The sequence below is a fragment of the Hyphomicrobiales bacterium genome (assembly GCA_016710435.1).
Taxonomy (GTDB): domain Bacteria; phylum Pseudomonadota; class Alphaproteobacteria; order Rhizobiales; family Aestuariivirgaceae; genus Aestuariivirga.
Genome location: JADJVV010000001.1, coordinates 1,686,549 through 1,713,224, shown reverse-complemented (window position 1 = coordinate 1,713,224; position 26,676 = coordinate 1,686,549). Strand labels below are relative to the sequence as shown.

Annotated in this window: 22 protein-coding genes and 1 tRNA gene; 13 read left to right on the top strand and 10 right to left on the bottom strand. The window is 63.4% G+C overall.

The annotated features are described in order from the left end of the window. Positions 1 to 7: 7 nt before the first annotated feature. A complete protein-coding gene (locus IPM06_08275; protein ID MBK8770411.1) occupies positions 8 to 2,935 on the bottom strand; it encodes a M10 family metallopeptidase C-terminal domain-containing protein in 2,928 nt (975 codons plus the stop codon). A gap of 251 nt (positions 2,936 to 3,186) precedes the next feature. Here IPM06_08275 and IPM06_08270 point away from each other — a divergent pair, with 251 nt between their 5' ends. The 5 genes from IPM06_08270 (at position 3,187) to IPM06_08250 (ending at position 7,696) form a co-directional block, all read left to right on the top strand. After that, positions 3,187 to 5,199: a CocE/NonD family hydrolase gene (locus tag IPM06_08270; GenBank protein ID MBK8770410.1), complete on the top strand. Its 2,013-nt coding sequence runs from the start codon at positions 3,187 to 3,189 to the stop codon at positions 5,197 to 5,199. A gap of 68 nt (positions 5,200 to 5,267) precedes the next feature. Continuing rightward, on the top strand, positions 5,268 to 5,843 hold the full coding sequence (locus IPM06_08265; GenBank protein MBK8770409.1) for a sigma-70 family RNA polymerase sigma factor: 576 nt from the start codon (positions 5,268 to 5,270) through the stop codon (positions 5,841 to 5,843). Continuing rightward, a complete protein-coding gene (locus tag IPM06_08260) occupies positions 5,840 to 6,493 on the top strand; it encodes a cupin domain-containing protein (protein MBK8770408.1) in 654 nt (217 codons plus the stop codon). The genes IPM06_08265 and IPM06_08260 overlap by 4 nt, the downstream gene beginning before the upstream one ends. 3 nt (positions 6,494 to 6,496) lie before the next feature. Next, the gene (locus IPM06_08255; GenBank protein ID MBK8770407.1) at positions 6,497 to 7,252 is read left to right on the top strand and encodes an SDR family NAD(P)-dependent oxidoreductase; all 756 of its coding nucleotides are present in this window, start codon (positions 6,497 to 6,499) and stop codon (positions 7,250 to 7,252) included. Between the two features lie 6 nt (positions 7,253 to 7,258). Continuing rightward, positions 7,259 to 7,696 carry a DedA family protein gene (locus IPM06_08250; GenBank protein MBK8770406.1) on the top strand — a complete coding sequence of 146 codons (438 nt, stop codon included), beginning with the start codon at positions 7,259 to 7,261 and terminating at the stop codon, positions 7,694 to 7,696. Here the strand turns inward: IPM06_08250 and IPM06_08245 are convergent, their stop codons facing one another. From IPM06_08245 to IPM06_08235, 3 genes are read right to left on the bottom strand one after another with little or no spacing between them, the layout of a single operon-like run. Next, a complete protein-coding gene (locus tag IPM06_08245; protein ID MBK8770405.1) occupies positions 7,697 to 8,887 on the bottom strand; it encodes a class I SAM-dependent methyltransferase in 1,191 nt (396 codons plus the stop codon). Between the two features lie 30 nt (positions 8,888 to 8,917). Then, a complete protein-coding gene (locus IPM06_08240) occupies positions 8,918 to 9,652 on the bottom strand; it encodes a DUF1365 domain-containing protein (protein MBK8770404.1) in 735 nt (244 codons plus the stop codon). After that, positions 9,649 to 11,019 (bottom strand): FAD-dependent oxidoreductase, encoded by a 1,371-nt coding sequence (locus tag IPM06_08235; GenBank protein ID MBK8770403.1) that lies wholly within the window; start codon positions 11,017 to 11,019, stop codon positions 9,649 to 9,651. The genes IPM06_08240 and IPM06_08235 overlap by 4 nt, the downstream gene beginning before the upstream one ends. Before the next feature lie 253 nt (positions 11,020 to 11,272). Between IPM06_08235 and IPM06_08230 the strand changes: the two genes are divergently transcribed. From IPM06_08230 to IPM06_08215, 4 genes are all read left to right on the top strand, one after another. Continuing rightward, a complete protein-coding gene (locus IPM06_08230) occupies positions 11,273 to 12,865 on the top strand; it encodes an ABC transporter substrate-binding protein (protein ID MBK8770402.1) in 1,593 nt (530 codons plus the stop codon). Between the two features lie 179 nt (positions 12,866 to 13,044). Beyond that, positions 13,045 to 14,025: an ABC transporter permease gene (locus IPM06_08225; protein ID MBK8770401.1), complete on the top strand. Its 981-nt coding sequence runs from the start codon at positions 13,045 to 13,047 to the stop codon at positions 14,023 to 14,025. Continuing rightward, positions 14,022 to 14,960, top strand: coding sequence for an ABC transporter permease (locus tag IPM06_08220; protein ID MBK8770400.1), 939 nt, complete (start codon positions 14,022 to 14,024; stop codon positions 14,958 to 14,960). The genes IPM06_08225 and IPM06_08220 overlap by 4 nt, the downstream gene beginning before the upstream one ends. Next, on the top strand, positions 14,950 to 16,602 hold the full coding sequence (locus tag IPM06_08215) for an ABC transporter ATP-binding protein (protein MBK8770399.1): 1,653 nt from the start codon (positions 14,950 to 14,952) through the stop codon (positions 16,600 to 16,602). The genes IPM06_08220 and IPM06_08215 overlap by 11 nt, the downstream gene beginning before the upstream one ends. Here the strand turns inward: IPM06_08215 and IPM06_08210 are convergent. Then, positions 16,599 to 18,119, bottom strand: a complete 1,521-nt coding sequence (locus IPM06_08210; protein ID MBK8770398.1) for a cryptochrome/photolyase family protein — start codon at positions 18,117 to 18,119, stop codon at positions 16,599 to 16,601. The two genes, IPM06_08215 and IPM06_08210, sit on opposite strands and share 4 nt — an antisense overlap. Positions 18,120 to 18,172: 53 nt before the next feature. Here IPM06_08210 and IPM06_08205 point away from each other — a divergent pair, with 53 nt between their 5' ends. Together IPM06_08205 and IPM06_08200 are read left to right on the top strand one after the other, a co-directional pair. Beyond that, positions 18,173 to 19,561, top strand: coding sequence for a deoxyribodipyrimidine photo-lyase (locus IPM06_08205; protein MBK8770397.1), 1,389 nt, complete (start codon positions 18,173 to 18,175; stop codon positions 19,559 to 19,561). Next, positions 19,558 to 20,106 (top strand): NAD(P)H-dependent oxidoreductase, encoded by a 549-nt coding sequence (locus tag IPM06_08200; protein ID MBK8770396.1) that lies wholly within the window; start codon positions 19,558 to 19,560, stop codon positions 20,104 to 20,106. Before IPM06_08205 ends, IPM06_08200 begins: the two co-directional genes overlap by 4 nt. A gap of 14 nt (positions 20,107 to 20,120) precedes the next feature. On the opposite strand, the gene IPM06_08195 is transcribed toward IPM06_08200, so the two are convergent. From IPM06_08195 to IPM06_08185, 3 genes are all read right to left on the bottom strand, one after another. Beyond that, a complete protein-coding gene (locus IPM06_08195; protein MBK8770395.1) occupies positions 20,121 to 20,933 on the bottom strand; it encodes a tetratricopeptide repeat protein in 813 nt (270 codons plus the stop codon). A gap of 84 nt (positions 20,934 to 21,017) precedes the next feature. Then, positions 21,018 to 22,091, bottom strand: a complete 1,074-nt coding sequence (locus IPM06_08190; GenBank protein ID MBK8770394.1) for a quinone-dependent dihydroorotate dehydrogenase — start codon at positions 22,089 to 22,091, stop codon at positions 21,018 to 21,020. Then, a complete protein-coding gene (locus tag IPM06_08185) occupies positions 22,088 to 22,444 on the bottom strand; it encodes a DUF952 domain-containing protein (protein ID MBK8770393.1) in 357 nt (118 codons plus the stop codon). The genes IPM06_08190 and IPM06_08185 overlap by 4 nt, the downstream gene beginning before the upstream one ends. A 120-nt stretch (positions 22,445 to 22,564) precedes the next feature. Here IPM06_08185 and IPM06_08180 point away from each other — a divergent pair, with 120 nt between their 5' ends. After that, entirely contained in the window at positions 22,565 to 23,200 is a 636-nt protein-coding gene (locus IPM06_08180) for a helix-turn-helix transcriptional regulator (protein ID MBK8770392.1), read from the top strand. A gap of 32 nt (positions 23,201 to 23,232) precedes the next feature. On the opposite strand, the gene IPM06_08175 is transcribed toward IPM06_08180, so the two are convergent. Both IPM06_08175 and IPM06_08170 read right to left on the bottom strand, forming a co-directional pair. After that, positions 23,233 to 23,309, bottom strand: a tRNA-His gene (locus IPM06_08175). A 168-nt stretch (positions 23,310 to 23,477) separates the two neighbouring features. Continuing rightward, positions 23,478 to 23,900, bottom strand: coding sequence for a phasin family protein (locus tag IPM06_08170; protein MBK8770391.1), 423 nt, complete (start codon positions 23,898 to 23,900; stop codon positions 23,478 to 23,480). A 205-nt stretch (positions 23,901 to 24,105) separates the two neighbouring features. On the opposite strand from IPM06_08170, the gene IPM06_08165 reads away from it, so the two are divergent. Continuing rightward, entirely contained in the window at positions 24,106 to 26,667 is a 2,562-nt protein-coding gene (locus IPM06_08165; GenBank protein MBK8770390.1) for a PAS domain S-box protein, read from the top strand. Positions 26,668 to 26,676 lie beyond the last annotated feature (9 nt).

Genomic DNA, 26,676 nt, shown 5'->3' with positions numbered 1-26,676 from the left:
TGCCCGCCTAGAGCACGAAGTCCGTGGCGTGCAGCGCGTGGCTTCCCGTGAGGGCGAGCTTGAAATCCACCAGGCTGTCGCCGTTGGTATCGGCAGTGATGTACGTCATCCCCCCGGACTGGCTGACCAGCAGCGATCCGCCAAAGGTGAAAGCATCATTCACGCCGCCCGCAATGGCATCAATGGCGCTCAGGTTGATCTTGTCCACGCCTTCGGTGAAATCGGTGATGGTGTCGAATTGCTGCGGATTGGATTCGGCCAAAGTGTAGAAATAGAAGATGTCGGCGCCCGTGCCGCCCGTCAGGGTGTCGGCTCCATTGCCGCCGATGAGGCGGTCCGCGCCGTCACCACCGGAAAGGGTGTCGTTGCCGTCCATGCCATAAAGATAGTTGGAGAGGGTCGACCCCGTGAGCGTGTCTGCAAAGGCCGAGCCCCGAATGCTCTCAATGCCTGTCAGCGTATCGCTGCCGCTGCCGCCGGTCGCCTGCTGCACGGTCAGCGCGAGGTTGACAGTCACGGCTGCCGTGGAGTCGCTGTAATTCACGGTATCGGTGCCGAGGCCACCGTTGATCGTATCGTTGCCATCTCCGCCATTCAGCGTGTCGTTTCCGGCATCGCCATTCAGGGTGTCATCTCCCGCTCCGCCCAGAATCGTGTCGATGCCGTCGCCGCCGTTCAGCACGTCGTTGCCCGCGAGGCCGCTCAGCGTGTTGTTGGTGAATGACCCGGTCAGCGTGTCATTGAAGGCTGATCCAGTGAGATTCTCGATGTTCGAGAGCCTGTCGCTGCCGCTTCCGCCCGTTGCCTGGGCCACTGAAATCGCAAGGCTCACCGTTACGGCCGCGGTGGCGTCGCTATAGGTTGCGGTGTCGATACCGGTGCCGCCGTTCAGAACGTCATCGCCGGCGCCGCCGTTCAAGCTGTCATTGTCCGCGTCCCCGTTGAGCGTGTCGTTGCCTGTGCCGCCGAGGATAGTGTCATTGCCGGCATTACCGCTGAGGACGTCATTGCCGTTCAAGCCTTCCAGCTTGTTCACGACGCTGCTGCCGCTCAATATATCGTCGTATCCGGAGCCACGCAGGTTCTCGATGCCGATGAGGGTATCACTTCCACTTCCGGTGAACTGGGACACGAGGAGTGACAGGTCGACCGTTACGGCGACTGCAACATCACTGTACGAGGCAGTGTCTGTTCCTGCTCCGCCGTTCAGAATGTCGTCGCCCGCACCACCATAGATCACGTCGTTGTCGGCATCACCGTTCAGTGAGTCATTGCCATTGCCGCCATAAAGGGTATCGGCTCCCGCACCGCCACTGATCACGTCGTTGCCATCCAGGCCTTCCAGCTTGTTGGCAACCGCGTCGCCTGTCAGCGTGTCGTGGAAGGCGGATCCCCGGAGATATTCGATGCTGTTCAGCTTGTCGCTGCCGCTGCTGCCTGTGGCCTGCGAAGTGGTGATCGCGAGACTGACGGTGACCGCCGCTGTTGCGTCGCTGTAGTTGGCGGTGTCAATGCCAATGCCCCCATTGAGGCTGTCGTTTCCCACACCGCCGTTCAGTGTATCGTTGCCGGCATCGCCATTGAGTACATCGTCGCCAGCTCCGCCGTTCAAGGTATCGTTTCCGTCGAGGCCGTTGATGATCTCGCTGACGCTGCCACCAGTGATCGTGTTCGCTGCGCTGCTTCCGTTGAGCGTCACCAACGCAGGAGGCGGTGGTGGTGGGGGCGGCGGGGGCGGCGGCGGCGGGGAATCGGTCAGGACCAGTTCCTCGATGCCGTAGGCCAGATAATTGTAGGTGATGGTCTGGGTGCCGCTGAGATAGAGGATGTCGTAGCCCGCGCCGCCATCGAACTGGAGCAGGAAGTCGGCGATGTCGGCGTAGAAGATGTCGTTGCCATCGCCGCCGATCAGGATGTCGGCTCCGGTGCCGCCCGTCAGCGTGTCATTGCCAGCGCCGCCATTCAGCGTGTCATTGCCTGCATTGCCGTTCAGGATGTTGGCGAGGGCGTTGCCCAGGATGGTGTCATTGCCCGCGCCGCCAGCGGCATTCTCGATGTCACAGCCATAGGCGATGGCGATGTTGTTGGTCATGGCATCGCAATCGGAGAAGGCGCCAGGATTGAGGTCGATGCGCGAGGCCGTGGTGAAGCCAGAGAGATCCAGCCAGTCATTGCCGGCCGAATCCCACAAGGTCATGACCGGATGCTTGTTCTGGGTGAAATCATAGATCGCGCTGTCGGCGGTGGAGTTGAAGCCATAGCGCGTGTCGCCGGTGCGGGTGGTTGTCTCGGCGCCGTAGAGGGCCTGGATGGCAAGGATGTCGTGCACCATCGGCGTCTGCGCATAGTAGGAGCGGTTATCGCTCGCGATCCAGTCAGCACCGGTGTTGCTGGCACCGAAATAGGACATGATCGTGTACTGGATCGTGTCCATCGAATAGAGCGCGTTGGCGGCATAGGTGGGGCTGCCACCATTGTACTCGCCGGGATGATCAAGCCCCAGCGCGTGGCCGATCTCGTGCATGTAGGCGAGCGCGCCCCAGCTGCCGATCTTGGGTGTGACGAGGTCGTTCGTGCCTGTTGTGGAATTGTAGTTCGGGTTGAACCACACGGAACCGCCGGGCGATCCGCCCGGCATGTAGGCGTGCGCGTAGCTGACATTGGTGGTGGAGTTCTGCAGCGTGATCTGGGGGGCGGCGTTGTTCTCCACAAAATCGACGGTGATCAGGTCGTCCCACAGTTTCAGCGCCAGGACGGCCATGTCCTTCTGGGCCTGGGAGAACTGGCTGAAGCCGTTGCCTTCGCCATACCAGGCATTGAAGGAAATGGCGGGGGCCACTGCGGAGAACGAATAGTTGACGGTCTGGCCACTCCAGCTTGACCCGTCGCGCAGCAGATTGCTGACGATCTGATTGTTCGTCCAGACAGCTGGCATGTGGAAACTCCCCAGTTTCAGAAATTGCCGTGGGGAGCCTTATGCGTTCCTGCGGTTGCGGGGCGGCTAACGCGAATGGTTGCATTTTCATGAAAACTGCACGCAACGCCGGAATGCTCCCGTTAACCCTAACGGGGCCGGGATAGCCCCTTTTCAAAGGGTGCTTCGGGCAGAGACGTGGCGCAGGTTGCGGTTGCCCCTGAACTTAAGGCATAACAGCCCCAACAGACGGAATTTTCATGAGCAAAGACATCAAAGTCATCTCCTCCTTCCCACGCAAGGTGAAGGAAATCGAAAACCTGTTCATTCCCCTCTCCGACGGCACCAAGCTGGCGGCGCGGCTCTGGCTTCCGGTGGATGCCGAGAAGAACCCGGTTCCCGCGCTCCTGGAATTCCTGCCCTACCGCAAGCGCGACGGCACCATCGTGCGCGACCAGCTCACCCACCCCTATTTTGCCGGGCACGGTTATGCCTCGGTCCGCGTCGACATGCGCGGCAATGGCGACAGCGGCGGGCTGATGGATGATGAGTACACCCGCCAGGAACAGGAAGATGCCCTGGAGGTGATCGCCTGGCTTTCCCGGCAGAAATGGTGCTCGGGCAATGTCGGCATGTTCGGCATTTCGTGGGGCGGCTTCAATGCGCTTCAGGTCGCGGCCCTCCGCCCGCCAGCCCTGAAGGCCATCGTGTCGCTCTGCTCCACCGACGACCGCTATGAGGATGACGTGCACTACAAGGGCGGCACCGTCCTCAACGAGATGCACGGCTGGGCCGCGACCATGCTGGCCTATTCGTCGCGTCCGCCCGATCCCGAGATCGTGGGCAAGGGATGGAAGAAGATGTGGCTGGAGCGTCTTGCGCACGAGCCTTTCCTGCTCATCGACTGGCTGAAGCATCCGCATCGCGACGCCTATTGGAAGCACGGCTCCATCTGCGAGGACTGGAACAAGATCCAGACTCCGACGCTGCTGATCGGCGGGTGGAACGACGCCTATTCCAATGCCATTCCCCGCATGATGCGCAACATGCGTGTGCCTCGCAAAGCCATCATCGGGCCGTGGGCGCACAAGTATCCGCATTTTGCGGTGCCGGGTCCGCGCATCGGGGGCTTGCAGGAAATGCTGCGCTGGTGGGATTTCTATCTCAAGAACATCAACACCGGCGTGACGCTCGATCCGGATTACCGCGTCTACCTCATGGACGCCTACCCGCCCGGCTCGTTCCCGGAGGAGATCTCCGGGCGCTGGATTGCGGAAAGTTTCTGGGGCCACGGCACGGTGGACAACCGCACCTGGAACCTCACGGCCAGCGGCATCGCCCCCAAGCCGGGCACGGAAAAGGACCTGAAGATTTCGTCGCGGCAAACGTGTGGCTTCGACGGGGGCGAATACTGCATCATCTGGCTCGGACCGGAATTTCCCGGCGACCAGCGTGATGACGATGCGCAATCGATCACCTTCGATTCACCGGAATTGACGGAAGACATGGAGATCGTCGGTCAGCCGTCGATCGACCTCCATTTCACCTCCGACAAGCCGGTGGCGCATGTGGCGGTCCGTCTCAATGACGTCTGGCCCTCGGGCGAGACGACGCGGATCACCTATCACCTGCAGAACCTCTGCATGAGCGCCAGCCGCGAGACGCCAAAGCCGCTCGAACCCGGCAAGCGCAGCAAGATGAAGATCAAGCTGGACGACATTGCCTGGAAGGTTCCCAAGGGCCACAAGATCCGTGTCTCCATTTCCACGACCTACTTCCCGATGATGTGGCCCGTGGCGGAGGCGCCGGAACTCACCATCCATGCCGGACCCTCGACGCTGACGCTGCCCATCCGCAAGCCGCAGAAGAACGAGAAGGAAGTCGTGTTCGCCGGACCGCAATCGGCGCCGCCACTCAAGCAGACGACCATCAGCAAGCCATTCCACAAGCGCGAGAAGACGATAGATCCCGCCACGGGCGAGGTGCGGCTGGAGATCATCGACGATTTCGGAACTTCGAAGGTCACGTCGCACGGCCTCGAAATCGGCGGGGTGGGACGCGAATACTACACGATCCTGCCCGACGATCCGCTTTCGGCGAAGATGGAGACGCATTGGACCGAAACCCGGAAGCGCGGACGCTGGTCTGTCCGCACCGAGACCAAGGGGCGGCTCACGGCCAGCAAGACCCATTGGATCATCTGGGGCCAGATCGAGGCCTTTGAAGGCAAGAAGAAGGTTTTCTCGAAGGAGTTCAATGAGGAAATCGAGCGCAAGCTGCAGTAATCCGCTTTGGCAACCGTGCCGTAATCTCCCTGCAGGAGAGACGGTACATGACAGCATTGGCTTTGGGCATGGTGACGAGCGGAAAATCGCCTGATTTCGCCGCCCGCGAACATGCCGCGTTGCTGGCGAAGGTGGCCGCGTCCAAGGACCGGCAGGCTTTTGCAGCGCTGTTCGACCATTTTGCCCCGCGGGTAAAAAGTTTCATGATGCGCAAGGGTGCCTCGGCCGAGCAGGCCGAAGACCTGGTGCAGGAAACCATGATCGCGGTGTGGTCGAAGGCCATGCTGTATGCAGCAGACCGCGGTTCGGTTGCCACCTGGATCTTTACCATCGCCCGCAACCTGCGTATCGACCGGCTTCGCCGCGAGCGCAGCAGCCAGTTCACCGACCTCGACGACTACGACGTCGCCAGCGATGAACCGGGACAGGACGAGGCCTTGCGCCGCGTCCAGGAAGACAGCGCCGTGGCCAAGGCGCTGGCACAGATTCCGCCTGAACAACGCGAGCTTTTGGTGCTCAGCTACGTGGAAGACCTGCCGCAAAGTGAAATCGCGGCGCGGCTCCACATTCCGCTCGGCACCGTGAAGAGCCGCATGCGGCTGGCCTACCGCAGGCTCAAGAAGATACTGGAGACACTGACGTGACCATCACCCATCACCTCGATGATGCGACGCTCATGGGTTATGCGGCGGGAACGCTGGGCGAGGCGCACAGCGTGATCGTGGCCGCCCATGCGGCCATGTGCCCCGAATGCCGGGCCGCCATCCGCGTGGCCGAGAGCCTTGGCGGACTGGCGCTGGAAGACCTCGATGCCAGCGGCGTGAGCGACACCTGCCGCGCCGCCACCCTTGCCAGCCTCGACGGTGTGGTGCGGGCAAGCCGTCCGACGCGCGCCGCGACCGTGGGCGAGGTGCCGGCACCGCTGTGCAATCTCATCAACGGCACGTCGCTGTCCAACCTCAAATGGAAGACCAAGGCGCCGGGCATCGCAAAGTTCGATGTGCCGCTGACGCCCGGTGCACGGACACGGCTGCAACTCCTGCGCATTGCACCGGGGAAGGCGCTGCCTGACCATGGCCATGGCGGCGAAGAACTGACGCTCATCCTCAAGGGCTCCTATTCCGATCACACCGGGCGCTATGGTGTGGGAGATGTGGCGGACCTCGACACGGAGACGGAACACGCCCCCCACGTGGATTCGGATGTGGAATGCATCTGCGTTGTCGCAACGGAAGCGCCGACCCGGTTCAAGTCCTTCTGGGCGCGGCTGGCGCAGCCTTTCGTCGGCATCTGAACCATGTCCCTGCCCTGGCAGGTGGCGTGGATCACGGGAGCATCCTCCGGCATCGGGGCGGAGATGGCCCGGCAACTTGCGGACAGCGGCGTCACCGTGGCCATCACCGCCCGCACACGATCCGCCCTTGATGAGATGTCCAAAGCCCAGCCCAACCTGCGCGCCTATCCCGCCGATGTGACGGATGCGCAGCAACTCAGCGAGGTGCTTGCGCGGATCGAGCAGGAGTTGGGTGCGGTTGATCTTGTCGTCGCAGGTGCCGGCACATACCGGCCGGTCGCACTCGACACCTTCTCTCCCGATCCCTTCCGCAGGATGGTCGATACCAATTACATGGGCGTCATCAATGTGCTTTCCGCGGTGCTGCCCGTTTTCAGGGGGCGGCGCAAAGGCCATGTGGCGTGGATTGCCTCTGTTGCGGGCTATCGGGGGCTTCCGAAGGCGGCGGCCTATGGGCCAACCAAGGCCGCGCTCATCAACCTTGCCGAAAGTCTCAAGCCTGAACTGGAGGCCGACGGCATCACGGTGAGCGTCATCAACCCGGGCTTCGTTCGGACACCCCTCACCGCGCAGAATGATTTCGAGATGCCCTTCCTCATGGAGGCGCCGGAGGCGGCCCGGCGGAGCATCGCCGGCCTCGCCAGCGGGCGCTTTGAGATCGCTTTCCCGGCGCGCTTTGTTGTCATCTTGAAGCTGGCCCGCCTGCTGCCCTATCGCTTGTACTTCGCGCTCATCCGGCGCGCCGTGCTCAAGCGATGACAGGACGTGCCAGAATTCATTGCCCATCTTGCCCTGGCGGCTTCCGCCTTCCTATCGGCCACTTTGCTGCCCGGCACGTCGGAGGCGACGTTTGTAGCGACGGCAGCGGAATGGCCTGACGCCGCCTACTCCCTTTTCGCCGTGGCAGCGCTCGCCAACACGGCGGGTTCCATCGTCAACTGGTGGATCGGCCGCCATGTGGAGCGTTTTTCGGAAGCGCGCTGGTTTCCGGTGTCCAAGGAAAAACTGGCGCGGGCGCAGGAAATCGCGGGCCGCTACGGTGTGTGGACACTGCTGCTCGCCTGGGTCCCGGTGCTGGGCGATCCGCTGACGCTCGCGGCCGGCCTGATGCGCGTGCCGTTCCTTCCCTTTGCGCTGCTGGTGGGAACGGGCAAGGCACTGCGTTACGCGCTATTGCTGTGGGGGCTGCAGGCCCTCACCTGATCAGGCAGGTTTGCGGAGCTTGTAGATGCCGACGTCAATGATGCCTTCCGTGAAGCCCGCCTCGCAGTAGCAGAGATAGAGTTTCCAGAGCTTGCGGAAGCGCTCGTCGAAGCCGAGCGGTTCGATGCGCGGCCAGGCCTCCTCGAAGCGGTCGTGCCACATTTTCAGGGTACGCGCATAGGAGAGGCCAAAGCATTCCATCTTTTCGAAGATCAATCCGGCCTTGCGCGTCTGCTCGCGGATGATCTCCTTGGTCAGCAACATGCCACCGGGGAAGATGTAGCGCTGGATGAAATCGACGCCGTTCTTGTAGGCGTCGAAGTTCTCTTCGGCGATGGTGATGCCCTGGATCGCCGCTGCACCGCCAGGCTTGAGCCGGTCGAAGAGGGTCTTGAAGTAGACGGGCCAGTGGGCTTCTCCCACGGCCTCGATCATCTCCACCGAGGCGATGCCGTCGAAGGTGCCCTTTGTATCGCGGTAGTCCTCGAAGACAAGATCGACCTTCTCATCCAATCCCTCGCGGCGCATGCGTTCGCGGGCAAATTCGAGTTGTTCTTTCGAGAGCGTGATGCCGCGCAGGTGGCCGCCAGCCTTGCCCACCGCTTCGGCGACACCACCCCAGCCGCAGCCGATCTCGAGGATGGATTTGCCCGGTCCTGCTCCGGCGGCTTCCAGGACCTTTTCGATCTTGCGGCGCTGGGCGGCTTCCAGGCTGTTGCCCGTGCCGTCGAACACGGCGGAGGAATAGCTCATCGTGTCGTCCAGCCAGAGCTTGTAGAATTGATTGCCCAGATCGTAGTGGGCGGAAATGTTTTCCTTCGAGCCGTCCTTGGTGTTGTCGCGCAGGCGGTGCCAAATCTTGTCGAAGAGGCTGGCGAAAAAGACACCGGTGGATGCCTTGTCGAGGCCGGAGCGGTTCTGCAGGTAGAAGCGGAAGAATGACGTGGGATCGCGGCTTTCGATATCGCCGGCGAGATAGCGTTCGAAGAAGCCCAACTGGCCGCGCCGGATGGAGGCCCAGATCACCTTGAAGTTGGTGAGATGCAGATCCGCGTCGAGGCCCGAGCCTTTTTCACCGAGCAGCACACTCCGCCCCGACGGCAGCGTGAGTTCCAGTGAGCCCTTGTAGTCCTTGGGCAGCAGCCGACGTGCTGCCGCCAAAATGAGATTGCCGAGAATGCCCTCACTCATGGTTCCCCACCCGCCTCGATGTCCCTTCGTTCACGAAGGCGATTGCAGATTGAGGCCCTTCAGCCAAAGTTTCAAGGCCTCCCAGTGGATGCCGCCGATGACCTTGAGGGACTGGAACGGCAGGCGGGCGAAGATGGCGAGCAGGCCTATGGAGGTGAGGGGGCGGCGCGCTCCCCGGAACCATGCCTTGAGCAGCGGGCCTTCCGCTGTCGTCAAAGACACACCCACCGCTACCGTCTCGCCGGGCGGCGAGGCACGCAACCCGTAGGTGCCTTCCACGCCATTGAAGGGCGAGACGCGGAAGACCTTGTCCACCGTCCCGAAACTCGCCCCTGCATCGCCATCGGGCCCCACCACATAGGTGTGGCGGCCACCGAAGGTATTGTGCACCTCGTAGATCATCAGGCGCACGTTGCTCGCGGCATCGAGCGCATAATAGGTGGTGAGCGGGTTGAAGGCGTAACCCAGGATGCGAGGATAGGCGAGCATGACGATGCGTGACACCTCACCTTCCAGGCCGGCCTTCCTGACCTCGCGCCAGGCATAGTCACGGATGCTCGCCGCGCCGCCCTGATCGCCGTGATCCTTGTCGTGGATGGAAAAGAGATTGAAGCCGTTGTGGGAGAGAAGGAGCGGCGTGCGGCCCGTGGCGAGATCATCGACATCGACGAGCAGGGAGGCGACATCGTAGTGGAGCGCGTGCGGCACCGGGCGCAGGCGGCGGTGCGTGACGGTTCCCACGTAGATGGCCGGGACCACGCTCATTCAGCGGCCTCGCGGAAGGGATAGGGCTGGGACTCTGCTAGTGGCGCCGCATGGATGCGGCCTGACGGTTCGGCCACCGTCCAGGGCCGGGCCACGCCGCCCAGTTGTTCCGCGACGGCGAGGCCCGCCTGCAAGCCGTCCTCATGGAAACCGGAACCAAACCAGGCGCCGCAGAACCAGGTGAGGTTCACGCCCTGCAGTGACCAGAGTTCGCGCTGGGCCGCGAGCGTCTCGACGTTGAACAGCGGATGGCGGTACTGGAATGTGCCATCGATGAGATGCGCCGCCGGGTCCTGCTGCGGATTGAGTGAAACAAAGTGCTGGGTGGAGGTTTCCAGCTTCTGCAAGGCATTCATCCAGTAGGTGACGGCGAGGCGCGAATCCTGACCGCCCTCGTCGCCCCGGTAGTTCCAAGCCGACCAAAGCCGCCGCGTACGCGGCATGAGGGAGGTATCGCGGTGGAGAAGGACGCGGTTGGGTGATGTCTTGAACGGCCGCAGCAGGGCCCGCTCTGCCGGCGAAGGATCAGAGAGCAGGCCCAAGGCCTGATCGGCGTGGGTGGCCAGCACCACGGCATCAAAGGATTCGGTTTCGCCCCCGGCCAGCGTGAGGTGCGCCTCACTGACTCCGCGGCGGAGGGCGGCAACGGGCGAGGAGAGGCGCACGGCAAATCGGCCGTCGGCGACGAGGCGTTTCACATACTGCCGGGAGCCGCCCGTCACGGTGCGCCAGTCTGGCCGCTGGCCGAGGGCAAAGAGCTTGTGGTTGGCAAAGAAGCGGACGAAGGCCCGCAACGGATAGGCCGCCACCTGTTCCGGCGTCGAAGACCAGATCGCCCCGGCCATGGGCAGGATGTGACGGCGCATGAAGGTCTCGCCGTAATTTTCGCGGTGGAGGAATTGGCCGAGCGTCATGGACTCCGGCATTTGGGGGGCGAGGCGCTCGGCCGTGCGGTAGAAACGCACGAGATCGGCAATCATGCGCCAGTGCCGGGGAGAAGCCCATTGCCGCGGCGTGCCCAAAAGCGTTGCGAGGTTCTCGCCGGCGTATTCATAGCGGCCATTCTCGGCGCTGACGGAGAAGCTCATGGCCGTATTGGTCATGGCCACGCCCAGGTGGTCCATGAAGGCGGAGAAATTGGGATAGGTCCAGGTGTTCGAGACGATGAAGCCCGTGTCGATCGCCGTTGTCCCGCCCGCAACGCTCACGTTGACGGTGTTGGTGTGACCTCCCAGGCGGTGGTCGGCCTCGAACAATGTCACATCATGGCGGCGCGACAGAAGCCAGGCCGCCGACAGCCCGGAGATGCCGCTGCCGACGACGGCAATACGAATTTTTTTCACGTGTGTGGGAGCCCTGATGTGCAAACGACTCTTTTACGACGCAAACCGTCAATCCGGATCACAGGCGCCATTTTGCTTCACATCATAGAGAATTGACGGCGGGACAAGGCCATGCAAGGCTTGCATCCAAGTCCGGCAAAAACGGATGGGCCTCGTTTGGAGCCATAAGAAAAATATGTGGGGAGCGTTTCGCGAGACGAGAGCGGCACAGGGTTCGCCAGCTTTCTTGCGCCGTCCACTTCCCCCAGCATCACCCACACCAATAACGGAGTGAAACATGACTGAATTTGAATATAAACTGGAGCTCGCGAAGCGGGCGGTCACGAAGGGAAAGCTCTCCCGCCGTGACTTCACCAAGTTCGCGCTGGCCGGCGGCCTGACGCTGACCTCCGCGAACGCGCTGTTCGTGCGGGCGGCCCGCGCCGAAGCCAAGCCGGGCGGCCACTTCCGCGCCGGCCTCGGCCATGGCGCCACGACCGACACGTTCGATCCGGCGACCTGGGCCCACGGCATGAACTTCGCCTGGGGCAAGGGCCTCACGGGCGCTCCGCTCGTGCGCATCGACCCCAAGGGCAACATTGTTCCCTATCTCGCCGAGAGCATGGAACCGGCCGACGGCGCCAAGAAGTGGGTGTTCAAGCTCCGCAAGGGCGTGGCCTTCCACAACGGCAAGTCGGTGACGGCTGATGACGTCGTGGGCACCGTGAACTACCACATCGGACCCGACTCCAAGTCGCCCGGCAAGGCTTATCTCGCCGGTGTCGCTTCGGTGAAGGCCGACGGCGCTGATACGGTTGTGTTCGAACTGAAGGGCCCGGATGCGGACTTCCCCTACAATTTGTCCAACTACCAGTTCCCGATCCTTGCCATCGTCGACGGCAAGCCGGACCTCTCTGGCAACGGCGCTGGTCCGTTCGTGCTTGATGGCTTCGAGCCGGGCGTGAAGGCGCACTTCAAGCGCAATCCGAACGCCTTCGCTCCGCCGAACTTCGACGAAGTGACGCAGCTTTCGATCGTCGATCCTGCGGCCCGCACCAACGCCTATCTCGCCGGTGAAGTGGACTTCTCCGACAAGGCGGACCTCAAGACCATCGACATGCTGAAGTCGGCGCCTGATACCGAGCTCTACAACGTCTCGGGTTATCAGTACTACAACGCGCCGATGCTGGTGGACCAGGCACCCTTCGACAAGCTCGAAGTCCGCCAGGCCATCAAGTGGGCCATCAACCGCCAGGAACTGGTGGACAAGGTCCTCTTCGGCTACGGCAAGCCCGGCAACGACTCGCCGATCGCTTCGGCCATGAAGTTCGCGACCAACCCGGAACCGGTCTACACCTACGATCCGGACAAGGCGAAGTCGCTGCTCAAGAAGGCCGGCATGGAAAACCTCAAGGTCAGCCTCTCGGCGGCCGATGCGGCCTTCGCCGGTTCCGTGGACTGCGCGCTGCTGATGGCCGAACAGGCCAAGGCCGCCGGCATCGAGATCGACGTGGTCCGCGAGCCGAACGACGGTTACTGGGACAACGTCTGGATCAAGAAGCCCTGGTGTCACTGCTATTGGGGCGGCCGTCCGACGGCTGACGCAATGCTCACGGTTTCGCTTGCCGGCGATGCCGCGTGGAATGACACGCACTGGAAGAACCCGCGCTTCAACGAACTGCTGCCGATGGCCCGTGCGGAAACGGACGATGCCAAGCGCGCCGCCATGTATGCGGAGATGCAGCAGCTCGTCCATGACGACAGCGGCCAGATCGTGATGATGTTCGCCAACTATGTGGGCGCGTTGTCGACGAAGGTTGCCCATGGCGACCTCAACGCCGACAACGATCACGACGGCGGCTACATGTACGACCGTTGGTGGTTCGCATAATCACCACCCAAGGTTAGTCACACCATGCACCCCGCCGGAAACGGCGGGGTGTTTTGTTTTGAGTGTGTCGCAAACGTGAAAGCCCAACCGAAAAACCGCTGGCAATGACGTATCAGTCTGCTAGCATTTTATGGACCGGGACACAGAAGACCGGCCCAAGAAAAGTGGGGAGTGAGCCAATGCATCCGGTTGTCCGAACCGTGCTGCAGCGTCTGGGATTGGGGTTGCTGACATTGCTTGCGGTGTCGGTCATCATTTTTTCGACGCTGGAAATGTTGCCCGGGGGTTTTGCCCAGGCCATCCTTGGCCAGGGCGCGACGCCTGAGGCCGTTGCCAATTTCAATCACTCCCTCGGCCTCGACCGGCCCGCGACCACACGCTACGTGGAATGGGTGACGGGTGCCGTTCGCGGCGATTTCGGCAAGTCATTTGCTGGCGCCGGTGGCTGGCGCTCGGAGAACGTGCGCACCGTGGCGGGCATCATTGGACCGCGCCTGTACAACACCTTCTTCCTTGCCGCCCTCACAGCCATCATTGCAGTTCCACTCGCCCTCGGGCTTGGCCTTCTCACTGCGCTGTACCGAAACACCTGGTTTGACCGGGTGGCAAACGCCGCCACGCTTACCACAATTGCCTCGCCCGAATTCTTCGTCGCCTACATTCTCGTCTTCTTCCTCGCGGTGAAGATGCGCTGGTTCCCGCCGCTCTCCACCATTTCCGCCAACACGCCCTTCGGCGAACACCTGCACAAGGCCATCCTGCCCGCGCTCACCCTGACGCTGGTCATCATCGCGCACATGATGCGCATGACGCGGGCCTCCATCATCTCGCTTCTCGCCAGCCCCTATATTGAAATGGCGCGGCTCAAGGGCCTGTCGCGCTGGCAGGTCATCGTGCGCCATGCGCTTCCCAATGCCTGGGCCCCCATCGCCACGGTCATCGCCTTCAACCTCGCCTATCTCGTCGTCGGCGTCGTGGTGGTCGAAGTGGTGTTCACCTATCCCGGCATCGGCCAGTTGATGGTCGACTCGGTGAGCAGCCGTGACATGCCCGTGGCCCAGGCCTGCGCACTGATCTTCGCCGCGACCTACATCCTGCTCAATCTTCTCGCCGACATCGTCGCCATCGTCACCAACCCTAGGCTGCTGCATCCCAAATGACAACGGAACCCGCCGATATCCGCTCCATCCGCAGCCGCCGCACATTCTTGCAGTCGGCTGTCCGGACCCTCAAATCGGCTCCGCCGAGCGCGCTCTTCGGCATGACCGTGATCCTCGTCTATCTCATCTGCGCGGTCTTCGCGCCGTGGATTGCGCCCTATGGCGAGGCGCAGATCGTCGGCAAGGCCTATGGGCCCGCTTCGGGGCAGAACCTCTTTGGCCTCGACCAGATCGGCCGCGACGTGTTCTCGCGCGTGATCTATGGCGCCCGCAACACAATCGGCATCGCCCTCCTGACCGTGTGCATCTCCTTCAGCATCGGCGGTGTGCTGGGCATCTACGCCGCAGTGACGCGCGGTGTGCTTGACCAGGTCCTGTCGCGCATCGTCGACATTTTCATGTCGATCCCGGTGCTCATCTTCGCCCTCATGCTGCTCGCCATGCGGCCTTTCGATGTCATTGAACAGGTGCCTGGCCTGCAGGGCGTGTTCAGCCAAGGCGTCAAGACGATCCTGAATCTTGTCTTCATCCTCGCCGTGCTCGACTCGACCCGCGTCTTCCGCCTGGCGCGCAACACCGCGCTGTCGGTTGCCGTACAGGACTTCGTTGAAGCGGCACGGCTGCGCGGCGAGGGCCTTGGCTGGGTTGTGCTGCGCGAGATCGTGCCCAACATCCTGCCGCCCCTCATCGCCGAGTTCGGCCTGCGTTTCTCCTTCGTCTTCCTTACCATCGCGGCGCTGTCATTCCTGGGCGTCGGCATCCAGCCGCCCACGGCGGACTGGGGCTCCATGGTGGCGGAGAGCAAGACACTCATCACCTTCGGCCGTCCGCAACCGCTCATCCCTGCCGCAGCCATCGCGCTGCTCACGGTGGCGGTGAACTTCGTGGTGGACTGGTTCCTGCACAAGACTTCGGGGCTGCGCGATGACAAGTGAGACCAAGACAACAGACAAATCCCGCGTCAAGGGTTCGACCCTCGTCGAAATCAAGGGTCTCAAGATCGAGGGCTACTCCGACGACAAGTGGCATCCCATCATCAAGGGCCTCGACCTCACGCTTAAGCGGGGCGAAGTCGTGGGCCTCATCGGAGAGTCTGGGGCCGGCAAGTCCACCCTCGGCCTCGCCGCCATGGGTTACACCAAGCCCGGCTGCAAGATCACGGCAGGCTCCGTGATGTTCGACGGCATCGATCTCGTGCACGCCTCGCAGGACAAGCTCCGCGACCTGTGGGGGTCGCGCATTTCCTACGTGGCGCAGAGTGCATCCGCATCCTTCAACCCGGCCCACAAACTGATGGAGCAGGTGACGGAAAGCGCGCTCAACCATCATGTGATGGAAAGGAACGCGGCCGAAGCCGACGCCAAGGACCTGTTCAAACGGCTGCAGCTTCCCAATCCGGACACGATCGGCGGACGCTATCCGCACCAGGTTTCTGGCGGGCAGCTGCAACGCGCCATGACCGCCATGGCCATGTCCTGCCGTCCCGACCTCATCATCTTCGACGAGCCGACAACGGCGCTTGACGTGACCACGCAGGTGGAAGTTCTCGCGGCCATGCGGCGCATCGTCGAGGAGTTCAACACCGCCGCCATCTACATCACCCACGATCTCGCCGTGGTGGCGCAGATGGCACATCGCATCATGGTGCTGCGCTACGGCAACCTGGTGGAAGAAGCCGAAACCCGCGCCATGCTGAAGGCGCCGACGCAGGACTACACCAAGTCGCTCTGGGCGGTGCGCAAGCTGGAGAAAAAGGAAGAGAAGAGCGACGACATCGCACTGGCCATCAGCAACGTGGATGCCAGCTACTCCGGCGTCATGAAGGTGCTGGACAACGTGACGGTGCGCATTCCCCGCGGCAAGACCGTGGCCGTGGTGGGCGAATCCGGGTCCGGCAAGTCCACGCTGGCGCGCGCCATCACGGGGCTGCTGCCGCCGTCCAAGGGGCGCATTTCCTTCAACGGCAAGGACCTTCCCGCCCGCCTGCAGGACCGCGACCGGGACACGCTGCGCCGCATCCAGATGATCTACCAGTCGGCCGATACGGCGCTCAACCCGCGCCAGACGGTGCGGGACATCATCGGACGGCCGCTCGAATTCTACCTTGGCCTCACGGGTGCTGCAAAGGATCGCCGCATCGTCAAGCTGCTGGAGTCAATCGAGCTGAGCGAAGACTTCATCGACCGCTATCCCGGCGAAATGTCGGGCGGGCAGAAGCAGCGCATCTCCATCGCCCGGGCGCTGGCTGCCGAGCCCGAGATCATCATTTGCGACGAAGTCACCTCTGCACTGGACCAGATCGTACAGGAGGAAATCCTCAAGCTGCTGATGAAGCTGCAGAAGGAAACGAAGGTCACCTACCTGTTCATCACCCACGACATCGCCACGGTGCGCGCCATCTCGGATGAGATCGTGGTCATGTACAAGGGCAAGGTGGTGCAGCAGGGGCTGAAGTCGGAAGTGCTGAACCCGCCCTATCCCGCCTATACGGAACTGCTTCTCTCATCCGTGCCGCAGATGGATCCGGACTGGTTGACGTCCCTGCTCAACAAGCGTGCCGGTGCGGCCGCGCGTTAAGCCCACGGCTTGAGGTTTGCGAGGAATTCATCCGCAGCCACGCTGATGCGTTTCTGCTCAGCGGCGTCGAAGCGGTCATGCCCACGGCAGATGTTGGCCATGCGGGGGTTGCGGCGGAAGCGCTGCTTGTGGCGGGCGATGAAATCCCAATAGAGGAAATTGAACGGGCATGCGTTCTCGCCGGTGCGCTGCTTCACGTCATACCGGCAGGTGGCGCAATAGTCCGACATACGGTTGATGTAGTTGCCAGACGCCGCATGGGGCTTGGAGGCCAGCAGTCCGCCGTCGGCATGGAGCGCCATGCCGATCGTGTTCGGCAACTCCACCCACTCATAGGCATCGGCATAGACGGCGAGATACCATTCGTGCACCTGCACGGGGTCAATGCCAGCCAGCAGCGCAAAATTCCCTGTGACCATGAGGCGCTGGATGTGATGGGCGTAAGCGTTGCCCCGCGTTTCACGCACCACCTGGGCCAGACAGTTCATGTCGGTTTCGCCGGACCAGTAGAGATCCGGAATGGGCCGCGTGGCGCCCAGCGCGTTGCGGTTCACATAATCCGGAGCCGTCATCCAGTAGACGCCGCGCACATATTCGCGCCAGCCGATGATCTGGCGGATGAAGCCTTCCACAGCGGCAAGCGGCGCACGGCCTGCGCGGTATTCGGCTTCGGCGCGGCGGCACACATCCAGAGGATCCAGCAATCCGGCATTGATATAGACCGAGAGGACGGCGTGATTGAGGAAGGGCTCGCCGGCGAGCATCGCGTCCTGGGTTTCGCCAAAACGCGGCAGGGCCTGCGTCAGGAAATGGTCGCGCGCCGTCTCCGCCAGTTCCGCCGTCACGGCAAACCAGAAGGGGTCGATCAAGCCGAAATTGTCGCCCGCCACCGTCATCACCATGCGCATGCAGTCTTGCGTGATGGCGTCCGGTTCAAAGCGTGGCGGCGGAGCAAAGCGCGTGCCGCTTTTCGCAGGCTTGCGGTTTTCCGCATCGAAGTTCCATTGCCCGCCCTCCGGTGCGTCGCCCTCCATCAGCAGGCCCGTCTGCCGGCGCATGTCGCGGTAGAAGTATTCCATGCGCCACTCCCGCCGCCCTTGCGTCCATTGCCGGAAAGAGGCGTGGGAGCAGAGGAAGCGGGTGTCCTCCAGCATCTCCACAGGTGCAAGTTCCTGCTTCAGGCGCCACTCGCCCGGTTCCGTCATCACCACATGCGAGATGCCGTGGCGGGCGCAGGCGCGTGCCACTTCGCCTTTCAGAGTCTGGGTGTTTTCGGGATCGGTGAGTGTCACGTAGTCGACGCGCCACTTCTCTTGCCGCAACCGTTCGGCGAAATGGCGCATGGCGGAGAAGCAGAACACCAGTTTTTTCTTGTGATGGCGCGCATAGGTGGCCTCGGCCATCACCTCCGCCATGAGGATCACGTCGCGCGCCTTGTCGGCGCGGCGCAGGCTTGGCAGTGTCATGCTCAGCTGGTCGCCGAGGATGAGGACGAGTGATTGATCCGATTTCGGCATGATGCGTATACGTATCTGAAGCAAAAGAGGATTTCGTGAGCGCACCTGTCATCATGTGGTTCCGGCAGGACTTGCGGATGTCCGATCATCCCGCCTTGTCCGCTGCGGCGCTCGCGGGAGCGGTAATCCCGCTGTTCATCCTCGATGATGAAACGCCGGGCGACTGGGCCTGGGGCGGTGCCTCGCGCTGGTGGCTGCACCGTTCGCTCGATGCCCTGGGCAAGGATGTGCCGCTGGTGCTGCGGCGGGGACGAAGCGATGTGGTGCTCGCCGAAGTGCTGCGCGACAGCGGTGCTGGGGCTGTCTACTTCACGCGGGATTATGCGCCGTGGGCGGGGGGACTTGAACATCGCGTGAAAACCGTGTGCGAGGCCGCGGGCGCGGATTGTCACCGCTACGGCGGATACCTGCTGCATGAACCGGAGAGCATCCGCACGGGCGCGGGCGAATTCTTCAAGGTCTACACGCCCTTTTCGCGGGCCTGCCAGGCCAAGGGCTCCCCCCGCACCGCAAAGGGCCGTGCGCGCGCCACCTGGGCCGCGCATCGGCTGGAGCGTCCGCCGCTGGCCAGTCTCTCGCTCCTGCCCACGCGGCCCAACTGGGCAAGCGGATTTGAATCGGCCTGGCAACCCGGCGAAGACGGTGCGCGGGCAGCGCTAGGCACTTTTCTCGACGAGGGCCTGAAGGGTTACGCGGAGGGCCGCGACCGCCTGGACCAACAGCATACGTCACGGCTCTCACCCCATCTGCATTGGGGCGAGATTTCGCCCCATCAGGTCTGGCAGGCAACGGAGCAGGCCATGGCAGCCGCAGGCGGCGTGCTCGACCACGACGGCGGCAAGTTTCTCAAGGAAGTGCTGTGGCGGGAATTCGCCTATCATCTGGTGCATCATGTCCCCAGCTTTCCGGAGCAACCGTTCCGGCCGGAGTTCGCGGACTTTCCGTGGCAGGCCAATGCTGCCGCCCTCAGGCGCTGGCAGCGGGGCGAGACAGGCTATCCGGTCGTCGATGCGGGGATGCGCGAGTTGTGGGCGACGGGCGTCATGCACAACAGGGCGCGCATGATCACGGCATCCTTCCTCATCAAGCACCTGCTGCAGCCGTGGCAGGATGGCGAGCGCTGGTTCTGGGATACGCTTGTCGATGCCGACATCGGCAACAATGCGGCGAGCTGGCAATGGGTCGCCGGGTGCGGAGCGGATGCGGCGCCGTACTTCCGCGTCTTCAATCCCTTTCTTCAGGGTGAGAAGTTCGATCCCCACGGCACATACGTGAAGCGCTGGATACCGGAGCTGCACGACGTTCCAGCCGAACTCATCCACAAGCCGTGGGAAATGTCGGCGCCACCCAAGGGTTATCCTCCGCCCATGGTGGACCACGCGCGGGCGCGGGCGCGGGCTCTCGACTCTTTTTCAGCGATCAAGAAGGAAACTGCGGCATGAAACTGGTCGGCATCAGCGGCGCGTTGCGCAAGGCTTCCACCAACACCGGCACATTGCGGGCCCTGCGGGACTTGCTGCCCGCCCATGCCACCATGGAGATCGTGACGCTGCACGGAATTCCCCTCTTCGATGAAGACCTGATTGCCGCGCATGGCAAGCCCGAGATCGTGCTGGCGCTGGCCGAGCGCATCCGTGCCGCCGACGGGTTGATCATTGCCACACCGGAGTATCAATTCTCGGTGCCGGGCGTGCTCAAGAACGCGACGGACTGGCTCTCGACCTGCAACAAGCCGTTCCGCTGGAAGCGGGCCGGCATCGTGGGGTCCAGCGAGGGCGCCATGGCGGGCACGGCGCGGGCGCAATATCACCTGCGGCAGAACCTTCAGGCGCTGGAAGCGATCACCATGCCGCGGCCTGAAGTGCTCATTGTCCACAATGAGGTGAAGTTCGACAAGACGACCGGCGATCTCACCGATGGCGAAACGCGCCAGCGCCTGGCGAAGTGGCTCACGGCCTTCCTGGAATGGGTGGAGAAGAAGCCTTAGGCGCGAGCTGCGGTTCAGCCCTGGCCCGGGTCCTGCAACTGCTTCCAGGTGTTGGGCTGCGAGAGCATCTGCTGGAGATAAGCGAGGTTCGCCTCCACCTCGTCGGGCGGCAGGTCTTCCGAGGCGATCTTGCGGGCTTCGTCGAAGCGGCCCTGCAACCCCACCACCAACGCGAGGTTCTGGCGCACCCGCGGGGCATCGGTGCCCGTGGTATTCATCAGTTCACGGAGCATCTTCTCTGCGTCAGGCAACTGTCCCTGCAGGGCGAATGACATGGCGTAGTTGTTGCGCACGGCAACGGCATCGGGCTTGAGGGCCAGCGCCTGCTTGTACCGGTCGCGCGCCTCGCCGTGGCGCGAGAGCTGGTCATAGGCCGAGCCCAGCGCCGAAAGTGATTGCCAATCCTGCGGGTTGACCGTGACGGCGCGCTCCAAGGTGGTTGCGGCATTGGGGAAGTCGCCCATGGCGAGGAAGGATTTTCCGATCCTGGCCTGCACGTCGCCATTGGCGGCATTCGCGGACGAAACCTTTTGCAGCACCTGGGCTGCATTCTGCTGCTGGCCGAATTTCTGCAGGTTGTCGGCGTAGGCCATGCCGATCGCCGCATTGCCCTGGTCCTTGTTCCAGGCGGCGGCCAGCTGTTCCGTCTTCTTGAAGGAAAGCTTGTCGTCAGGGGCGCTGGTGCTGCCGGTCGTCAGCGGATCCCCGCCTCCGATGCTTGCCTTGTTCTGGCATCCTGCCAGGAGCACGGCCGCCGAGAGCGCGATGGCCACGGCGGCGGAGCGCCGCAGTGAACGCTGGGGCTGCGAAGGCACGGCAGGCAACATGGAAAACTCCCGGACATCTTACTGACGTCCGACCATGGCCCAGCAACGGTCAATAAAGACTTAACCACGTTTTTTAAGGACTTTTCAGGCGGCGAGGCCGGCTGATTGCAGCCCTACGGCTTCCGAAATGTTCATGAGATGATGCTCGCGCAGGCGTCGCGCGAGGCCGTCGAGGATGTCGGCGACGAGGCCAGGCCCGCGATAGACCAGCGCCGAATAGACCTGCAGCAGGCTGGCGCCGGCGACGATTTTCGTCCACGCCGTATCCGCATCCGCAATGCCGCCGACGCCGACCAGCGGCACCCGCCCGCCCGTCATCTGGTGAAAGCGCGCCAACTGCCGGGTCGACAACGCAAACAGCGGCTTGCCCGAGAGCCCGCCCTGTTCGCCCTTGTGCCGCGAAAGCAGCGGCGGGCGCGACAGTGTGGTGTTGGAAATGATCACCGCATCCACTTCGCCCTTCCCGGTGGCGGCGGCGATATCGGACAGTTCCGCTTCCGTCAGATCGGGCGCGATCTTGAGCAGCACCGGCAGGCGGCGCGGCAGCTTCAACCGGGCTTCATTGACGCGGTCCAGCAGGCGCACCAGTTCATCGCGCGATTGCAGGCCGCGCAGTCCCGGCGTGTTGGGCGAGGAAATGTTGACGGTGAGATACGAGGCGCGCGGCCCGAACCAGCGCACGCCCTCCACATAATCCGCCACGCGATCGGCCGAATCCTTGTTGGCCCCGATGTTGACGCCGACGATGCCAGCCAGCCCACGCCGGGCATCCAGCCTGCGGGCGGCGGCGGCGGCACCCTCGTTGTTGAAGCCCATGCGGTTGATCACGGCTTCATCCTCCTTGAGGCGGAAGAGACGTGGGCGGGGATTGCCGTCCTGCGGGCGGGGCGTCACTGTGCCCACTTCGACAAAACCGAAACCCAGCGCCAGCATGGCATCCGGCACCTGGGCATTCTTGTCGAAGCCTGGGGCCAATCCCAGCGGATTGGGGAAGGCAAGCCCGAAGAGCTTCTGCGCCAGGGCGGCATGGCCGCCACCCTGCGCCGACCGCGCCGGCAATGCGGCGAGGGCCTTGATGGTAAGGCCGTGGGCATATTCGGCATCGAGCGCATGCAGCAGCGGGCGCGCCGCGGCAAAGCCGCGCGAGGCAAGACTCATGTGTTCCAATCCTCGGGAAAAACGTGATGGGTACCTGCCCACGGCAGCGGCTTCGCCCACAGTGCAAGCGCGGGATCGAGGGCGGCATGGAGATGGGGAAAGAGTTGCCCGCCGCGCGACGGCTCGTAACGAAGCTGCGGCCCTAGGGCAGCACCGTCAAAGGCCACCAGCAGAAGGCCCTCCTGGCCGTGGAAATGGCGGCGCGCCGTTTCCTCCGCCTGGGCTGCGGTGGAGAAATGGATGTAGCCATCCGCGAGATCGACAGGGGAGCCATCGAAACGGCCTTCCGCCTCGGCGGCGCGCCACAGCGACTCCGGCACGATCTTGTAGATGAGGGGCAGTTCGGCTGTCATGGCGGTCCGGCGGTGGCGATGCGGGCCCTCCCATAGCATTGCCGCACGGCTTGCCAAGCGTCACCTGTTCCTGTATTCTTTTCCTAGATGCGGGATTAATGCGGAATGCGGGAGAGTGCCATGTTCACCCACAAGCAGGTCTGGAATGCCATTGACGTGATTGCCGAGCGCTACGGCTTCTCGGCTTCGGGCCTTGCCAAGAAGGCGGGACTTGATCCCACGTCCTTCAATCCATCCAAGCGCAATGGCCCCGATGGCCGGCCGCGCTGGCCGACGATGGAAAGCATTGCCCGCGTGCTGCAGGCCTCGGGCGCGCCCGTGGAAGAATTCATGGAACTGCTGATGGGCCGCAAGGGTGCGCCCGCCAAGCTGCGCGTGCTGCCGCTCCTCGGCTTTGCCCGGGCCGGCAAGGGCGGCTTCTTCGATGATTCGGGCTTTCCCGCCGGCAATGGCTGGGATGAGGTGGAGGTGCCGGGTGTCACCGACAACGCCGCCTACGCGCTGGAGATCACGGGCGATTCCATGCAGCCTGTTTATCGCGAGGGCGACACCATCATCATTTCGCCCGCCGCCACGGTGCGCAAGGGCGACCGCGTGGTGGTGCGCACCACGGATGGACAGGTGATGGCCAAGATCATGCAGCGGCAAACCGCCAAGAGCATCGAGCTTGCCTCGTTCAATCCTGACCACCCCAACAAGGTGCTCGACATGAAGAGCGTCGACTGGGTGGCCCGCATCATCTGGGCCAGTCAGTAAGGCCCACGTGCTAAAAATATCGCTGGGGGAGATGGTACCGCCACCCCGGCTCGAACGGGGGACCTCTAGATCCACAATCTAGCGCTCTAACCAACTGAGCTATGGCGGCACGGGCGCTTCACTAGCGCAACACTTCTCCGAGTGCAAACCCCTGTGCCGGGAAAATTCCGCCGCGCCGGACCTCCCCCGAAAACCGAAAAGAAAAGGCCCGGACATGCCGGGCCTCGAGGAAGCCGCGCCGGGAGGGAGGCGCCGCGAATTCGTTGGGTCGCCAGACTCAGGCGGCCTTGGGGAAGGGGAAGGCAGCGAAGCTCTTGGTGAAGCCTTCCTGCACGGGAGCAGCGGCTTCGCGAACGAAGGCCGACGTCACGTCGTTCAGTTCCTGGAACTGCTTCATGGCAACTTCCGACTGGGCCTTGAAGAAGTCCTGCTGGAGCGTGAACAGCGCCTCGGGCGACTTGACGGCTGCGGCATCGCGCCAGAAGCCCATCACGGCCTTGGTGTTGGTTTCGAGGAAGGCCATGCCCTTTGAATGGAGGTCGGCAAGGCGGGCCTGGCACTGCTTGGCCGAGGCGGTCAGCGCTTCAGCGCTCTCCTTCGCGGGGCCAGCTTCACCACCAAAGGCTGCCTGGGCGGAATCGATGGAGCCGGTGACGAAATCGGTGGCGAGTTCGACGGGGGATTTGGTCTTGCGGGTCATGACGCGTTCTCCATTCCTGTGTTTCGCCTCCCTCCTACCACCATTTTTTGTGCATTGCAACATAAATGTTGCACCGCACAATCCACAGCTTTCGCACGACAGGGGCCATCAGGGTTAAGGAAGTGTGGACGTGGTCGCTCAAACTTGATTTATTGCAACGACTTGGGGCCGTGTCGGCCCCGCTTGTTCAGGCCCGCCAGACCCCGTGACCACCACCCGCCCCCGAACGCTTGAAGACCTGCGCCAGGACAGCAATCCGGCGTGGCTGTGGGATGCCGCACGCGGGCGGATCGTGTGGGCCAACACGGCGGGCGTCACACTCCTCGGCGGCGACAGCGTGTTCGACCTGGTGGACCGTCCTTTCGACGCTGAAGACCCCGGGGTTTCCGCCGTGCGCGGCCTTTCGGCGTCCCTTGCGCCCGGACAGGTGCGCTCCCTTCGCCTCCCCCTGCCCGGTGCCAGTGCCGGTGAAGACATGGCGGTGTTGTGCAGCCTGCATCTCCTCGCCGATGGCCGTCAGGGCGTTCTGGTGGCCGGTGAACCGCCACCCAGGGCCCTTTCTCCCATCGGCAGTGATATGGCGGGTACGGCGCTGCTTCATCTGCCCGTCGCGGTTCTGATCTGCGACACGGCCGGCCACATCCTTCACGGCAACGCTGCCGCGCGCGACCTGATCGACCTCACCACCGCCCGCAGCCTTGCTGATCTGGTTGCCGTTGAGGGCAAGGCCGAGGCTCTTGTCACAGCGCTGCACCGCAGCGGCATGACGAGCGCCGTCGTCCCCCTTACCTGCCGCCTGGGACAGCGCGACGTGCGCCTCACCCTGTCGCGCCTGCCCGCAGCCGAGCAATCCCTCATCTCTGTCGTCATGGAAGACGTGACGGACCGCCGCGCCCTGGAGCGCAGCCTTTCCGCACCAGCCAGCGCGCCGGTGGCGGCTCCTCCGCAGGATGCTTTCGCCATGCTGGCGAAATCCATGCAGGACACGATCGAGGCACAATCGCGCCGCCCGTCGAAGCCTGCCCTGACACCTGCTCCGCAGCCACCGGCGAAGGCGGACGTACAGCCCAACGCGAAGCCGTCGCGAACCGCCGAACCTGTGCACCTCCGCGCCAAGTCTCCTGACGTGCCCGCCGACAAGGCCCAGGGCTCCGAGGTTTCCAGAATGCCGTTCGTGCCGGAACCCGTGCGGCACTCCTTCGAGCGGACGGGCGAAGCCATTCTGATCGGCCGGGGCGAGACGCCTCTCTTTGCCACCCGCAAGGCGGCAGAATTGCTGGGCTATGATTCTCCCGATCGTCTGCTGGGCGATGCGGGACTGTGGCAGCAGATCCGCGCCGATGCGCAAGCGCAGCGCCCGACCAGCCTGCCGACGTCCACGGGGGAGGCCCTCGATCTCGCGGTGACAAGCCGCTGCGTGCCCTGGGTCAGCGGCCCCGCGCAGGAGTTTGTTCTCCGCCGCGCCCCTGCCCTTGCAAAGGGTGAAACCGCCATCGCGACATCCGTTGTGGCCGCACCTGTGCCCGAACCCGTGCCGCCACCACCACCGCCTGCTTCCGTCATCGCTGCCGACAGCAAGCCTGTTGCCATCGCGGCCGAGGCCAGTGCGGCTGCCGCCCCCGCCCCGCCGCCCGCTTCCGGCCAGGTGATGGCGACAAATGAACTGAAGGCCATGCTCGATGTGGCTTCCGACGGCATCATCGCACTGGACAGCGAGGGCTGCATCCTGAGCTTCAGTGCCGGGGCCGAGGCCATCTTCGGCATGCCGCAGTCCGAGGTGCAGGGCCGGCCCTTCGCCGACCTTCTCAGCCCGGATGGCCGCAAGGCGTGGCGTGATTACCTCGCGGCACTTGCCGGACCGGGCCTTGCCAGCGTCTTCAACGACGGCCGCGAATTTTCCGCGATCGTGAAGCAGGGCGGCACCGTTCCGCTGTTCGTGACGCTGGGCAAGCTGCAATCTCCCCATTCACAGGCGAGCTTCTGCGCGGTGGTGCGCGACATCACGCAGTGGAAGCGCACCGAACAGGAATTGCGCGAGGCCCGTGACATGGCCGAGCAGGCGAACCGGCAGAAATCGGAATTCCTCGCCGGCATCAGCCACGAAATCCGCACGCCGCTCAACGCCATCCTCGGGTTCTCGGACGTGATGCGCACCGAGCGCTTCGGTGAACTCCGTAACGAGAAATACCGCGCCTATGCCAACGACATCCACGCCAGCGGTTCACATCTGCTGGCGCTGGTGAATGACCTTCTGGATTTGTCCAAGGTGGAGGCGGGCAAGCTCGAACTGGATTTTACCGCCGTCAACGTGGCCGATGCCGTCGACCACACGCTGCGCCTCCTCAATGAAGAAGCGGCGCGCGCAAATGTCGTTGTGCGAAAGTCGTTGGCGCCGGGCCTGCCCCGCGTCGTCGCCGATCTGAGGGCGCTGCGGCAGGTGCTGCTCAACCTGCTCTCCAATGCCATCAAGTATACCAATGCAGGCGGACAGGTGATCGTGTCGGCGCAGATGGACGAGACGGGCGAAGTGGTGCTGCGCGTCAAGGACAGCGGCATCGGCATGACGGCAACGCAGTTGCAGGAAGCCTTGCGGCCCTACATCCGCGTGGATGCCGCGGGCCGCGAACGCCAGGGCACGGGACTTGGCTTGCCGTTGAGCAAGGCGCTGGCCGAAGCGAACCGCGCCCAGTTCAGCATCGCGAGCGAACCGGGCCAGGGTACGCTGGCGGAGGTGCGCTTCCCGGCCACCCGCGTCCTGGCGGAATAGCAAAGGCCC

Coding starts and splice junctions, on each gene's coding strand:
- IPM06_08225 (MBK8770401.1), top strand. CDS start 13,045: ATGCATCCGGTTGTCCGAACCGTGCTGCAGCGTCTGGGATTGGGGTTG.
- IPM06_08240 (MBK8770404.1), bottom strand. CDS start 9,652: ATGAGCGTGGTCCCGGCCATCTACGTGGGAACCGTCACGCACCGCCGC.
- IPM06_08205 (MBK8770397.1), top strand. CDS start 18,173: ATGTGGTTCCGGCAGGACTTGCGGATGTCCGATCATCCCGCCTTGTCC.
- IPM06_08210 (MBK8770398.1), bottom strand. CDS start 18,119: ATGCCGAAATCGGATCAATCACTCGTCCTCATCCTCGGCGACCAGCTG.
- IPM06_08230 (MBK8770402.1), top strand. CDS start 11,273: ATGACTGAATTTGAATATAAACTGGAGCTCGCGAAGCGGGCGGTCACG.
- IPM06_08275 (MBK8770411.1), bottom strand. CDS start 2,935: ATGCCAGCTGTCTGGACGAACAATCAGATCGTCAGCAATCTGCTGCGC.
- IPM06_08185 (MBK8770393.1), bottom strand. CDS start 22,444: ATGACAGCCGAACTGCCCCTCATCTACAAGATCGTGCCGGAGTCGCTG.
- IPM06_08170 (MBK8770391.1), bottom strand. CDS start 23,900: ATGACCCGCAAGACCAAATCCCCCGTCGAACTCGCCACCGATTTCGTC.
- IPM06_08255 (MBK8770407.1), top strand. CDS start 6,497: ATGTCCCTGCCCTGGCAGGTGGCGTGGATCACGGGAGCATCCTCCGGC.
- IPM06_08220 (MBK8770400.1), top strand. CDS start 14,022: ATGACAACGGAACCCGCCGATATCCGCTCCATCCGCAGCCGCCGCACA.
- IPM06_08200 (MBK8770396.1), top strand. CDS start 19,558: ATGAAACTGGTCGGCATCAGCGGCGCGTTGCGCAAGGCTTCCACCAAC.
- IPM06_08215 (MBK8770399.1), top strand. CDS start 14,950: ATGACAAGTGAGACCAAGACAACAGACAAATCCCGCGTCAAGGGTTCG.
- IPM06_08195 (MBK8770395.1), bottom strand. CDS start 20,933: ATGTTGCCTGCCGTGCCTTCGCAGCCCCAGCGTTCACTGCGGCGCTCC.
- IPM06_08190 (MBK8770394.1), bottom strand. CDS start 22,091: ATGAGTCTTGCCTCGCGCGGCTTTGCCGCGGCGCGCCCGCTGCTGCAT.
- IPM06_08245 (MBK8770405.1), bottom strand. CDS start 8,887: ATGAGTGAGGGCATTCTCGGCAATCTCATTTTGGCGGCAGCACGTCGG.
- IPM06_08180 (MBK8770392.1), top strand. CDS start 22,565: ATGTTCACCCACAAGCAGGTCTGGAATGCCATTGACGTGATTGCCGAG.
- IPM06_08265 (MBK8770409.1), top strand. CDS start 5,268: ATGGTGACGAGCGGAAAATCGCCTGATTTCGCCGCCCGCGAACATGCC.